Source organism: Aurantiacibacter xanthus, from assembly GCF_003584015.1.
Classification (GTDB): Bacteria; Pseudomonadota; Alphaproteobacteria; order Sphingomonadales; family Sphingomonadaceae; genus Alteraurantiacibacter; species Alteraurantiacibacter xanthus.
In genome coordinates this window covers 1-2,741 of record NZ_QXFM01000128.1, presented here as the reverse complement: position 1 = coordinate 2,741, position 2,741 = coordinate 1, and the positions used below count along the sequence as shown (strand labels likewise).

Annotated in this window: 2 protein-coding genes and 2 pseudogenes; 3 read left to right on the top strand and 1 reads right to left on the bottom strand. The window is 59.8% G+C overall.

Features of this window, described 5'->3' with window-relative positions:
* The 3 genes and pseudogenes from D2V17_RS16455 to D2V17_RS16440 all read left to right on the top strand — a co-directional run.
* Window positions 1–350 (top strand): annotated as a pseudogene (locus tag D2V17_RS16455) (IS6-like element IS6100 family transposase); the annotation flags it as partial.
* Between the two features lie 276 nt (window positions 351–626).
* A complete protein-coding gene (locus tag D2V17_RS16445) occupies window positions 627–944 on the top strand; it encodes a 2Fe-2S iron-sulfur cluster-binding protein (protein ID WP_119594020.1) in 318 nt (105 codons plus the stop codon).
* Between the two features lie 74 nt (window positions 945–1,018).
* Window positions 1,019–2,290, top strand: coding sequence for a cytochrome P450 (locus D2V17_RS16440; RefSeq protein WP_191229246.1), 1,272 nt, complete (start codon window positions 1,019–1,021; stop codon window positions 2,288–2,290).
* A gap of 101 nt (window positions 2,291–2,391) precedes the next feature.
* Here the strand turns inward: D2V17_RS16440 and D2V17_RS16435 are convergent.
* A pseudogene (locus D2V17_RS16435) lies at window positions 2,392–2,741 on the bottom strand (IS6-like element IS6100 family transposase); the annotation flags it as partial.

Here is a 2,741-nt window from a genome sequence, read left to right as displayed (position 1 = left end):
CGCCGAGCTATGGTGCAGCGATCACCGAATTGAAGCGCGAAGGAAAGCTGGACCGGGAGACGGCCCACCGGCAGGTGAAGTATCTCAATAACGTGATCGAGGCCGATCACGGAAAGCTCAAGATACTGATCAAGCCGGTGCGCGGTTTCAAATCGATCCCCACGGCCTATGCCACGATCAAGGGATTCGAAGTCATGCGAGCCCTGCGCAAAGGACAGGCTCGCCCCTGGTGCCTGCAGCCCGGCATCAGGGGCGAGGTGCGCCTTGTGGAGAGAGCTTTTGGCATTGGGCCCTCGGCGCTGACGGAGGCCATGGGCATGCTCAACCACCATTTCGCAGCAGCCGCCTGATCGGCGCAGAGCGACAGCCTACCTCTGACTGCCGCCAATCTTTGCAACAGAGCCAGCGGCCCTATGGCCTCCGCACAGCCTGATTGCAAACGTCGCTTGGCCGCAGAAGTCCGCACGCTTCCCGCTATTGATAAAGGGATCAATATAGCATAGCAAGCGCTCTGACGCCGCACGATTCGGTCGAACAGAACGCGACCAAGCGGGCGACGAGGCGTCGGATCTTCGGTTTGCCAATGCCTACACCAGCCAAGCGAGCCTGACGGGAGTTGGAAGAAAATGCCTCATATCCAAGTGACTACCCGCGATGGGGAGATACGCGAACTCGACGTCGCAGCCTCCGGGTTCCTGATGGAAGCCCTTCGCGACGCCAATATCGACGGCGTCGAGGCGATATGCGGCGGATGCTGCTCCTGCGCGACCTGCCACGTCTACATCGACGCTGCTCCCGCCGGGACCCTGCCGCCGGTCTCCTCCGACGAGGAGATGCTGCTTTCCGGCCTGGTCTCGACCCCCGGACGGTCGCGGCTCTCCTGCCAAATACCGGTCACGGCCGAACTGGATGGCCTTAAGCTCACGATCCCGCCGGACTCCTGAGCGCCTAGGCTGTCTGCGCACGCGCGCCGACGCCGTCCTTCCTTCCCAATTCGAAAATGAGCGGGAATCCGAACATGAACCCTCAGACACTGCCGGTCTTTCCAGACCTCGACATCTTTTCGCCCGAATATGCCTGCAACCGCGAAAAATACGCAGCCCGCGCCCTTAGGGACTATCCGCTGCACTTCTATAAGCCGCTGAATTTGTGGATCGTCAGCAAGCACAAGGATGTGCGCTCGGCCTTGTTCACTCCGCAGGTCTTTTCTTCTGTCGCGTTTGGCCTGCTCCCCCCGCCCGATGATATCGCGCCGCGCGTGCCGGACCTTTACACCGACGTGCATCTGCCCTCGATGGACCCGCCGGAGCACACCAAGCTCAGGGTTCCCGTCCAGCAAGCCCTCCTCCCCGGTCGGCTGGTGGGTAAGGACGAGGTCGTTCGCCGGATCGCCAACGAACTTATCGATACCTTCATCGACAAGGGCGAATGCGATCTCCTCCACGATTTCAGCTACAAACTTGCGCTCTACTTGATCGTCGATATGCTCGGGATCCCCAAGGAACGGGCGGAAGATTATCATCGCTGGTCCAACTGCTTCTTCCAGCTGTTCACCCCTAAGGTACCGGAGCGCGCCGACGCAAGATTCTTCGTGCCGATGCCGGAAGAGGTACTGCGGCAGAACTGGGAAGACCTGGCGGAGGCGAACGACTACCTGCGCGAAGTCGTCGAGAACCTTGATCGCAATCCCGGCAACAACATGCTGTCAAACCTGTTGCAGCTGCGCGAACCGGACGGCTCACGCACGATCACGATCAGCGCCAATGTTTGCAACGCACTGGAATTCGGGGCGGCTGGTCATGACACCACGGCAACGCTGATCGCGCACCTCACCTATTTCGTGCTGACCACGCCGGACCTCAAGGACACTCTTACCGAGGATCCGTCGCTGATCCCCGCGGCGATTTCCGAAACGCTGCGCCGTCGCTGTCCGGTCGACGGGCTGTTCCGGCGAACGCTGTCGGATGTAGAACTATGCGGCCAGAAAATCGAATCCGGATCGATCGTCTACCTCGATCTCACCGCTGCAAATCTTGACCCCGATGTATTCCCCGAACCTGAGACGTTTCGCCTGAACCGCGACAATATCAAGGAAATGGTCTCTTTCGGCTTCGGTCGTCACGTCTGCGCAGGACAGTACCTGTCCCGTATCGAAGCAAAAGCGGCCTACGAAGAACTGATGCGCCGTATTCCCAACATGCGTCTCGCTGATGGTTTCAAGCTGGAATACATGCCTTCCGTGGCGACGACGGTTCTCAAGGGGCTTCCGCTGGTCTGGGACAAAAACTGAGCCGGGCTTTCAAGTACCTGAGCAGATGATCTCAGGTTTCTTTTGATGGCTCTGTTGCAAAGATTGGCGGCAGTCAGAGGTAGGCTGTCGCTCTGCGCCGATCAGGCGGCTGCTGCGAAATGGTGGTTGAGCATGCCCATGGCCTCCGTCAGCGCCGAGGGCCCAATGCCAAAAGCTCTCTCCACAAGGCGCACCTCGCCCCTGATGCCGGGCTGCAGGCACCAGGGGCGAGCCTGTCCTTTGCGCAGGGCTCGCATGACTTCGAATCCCTTGATCGTGGCATAGGCCGTGGGGATCGATTTGAAACCGCGCACCGGCTTGATCAGTATCTTGAGCTTTCCGTGATCGGCCTCGATCACGTTATTGAGATACTTCACCTGCCGGTGGGCCGTCTCCCGGTCCAGCTTTCCTTCGCGCTTCAATTCGGTGATCGCTGCACCATAGCTCGGCG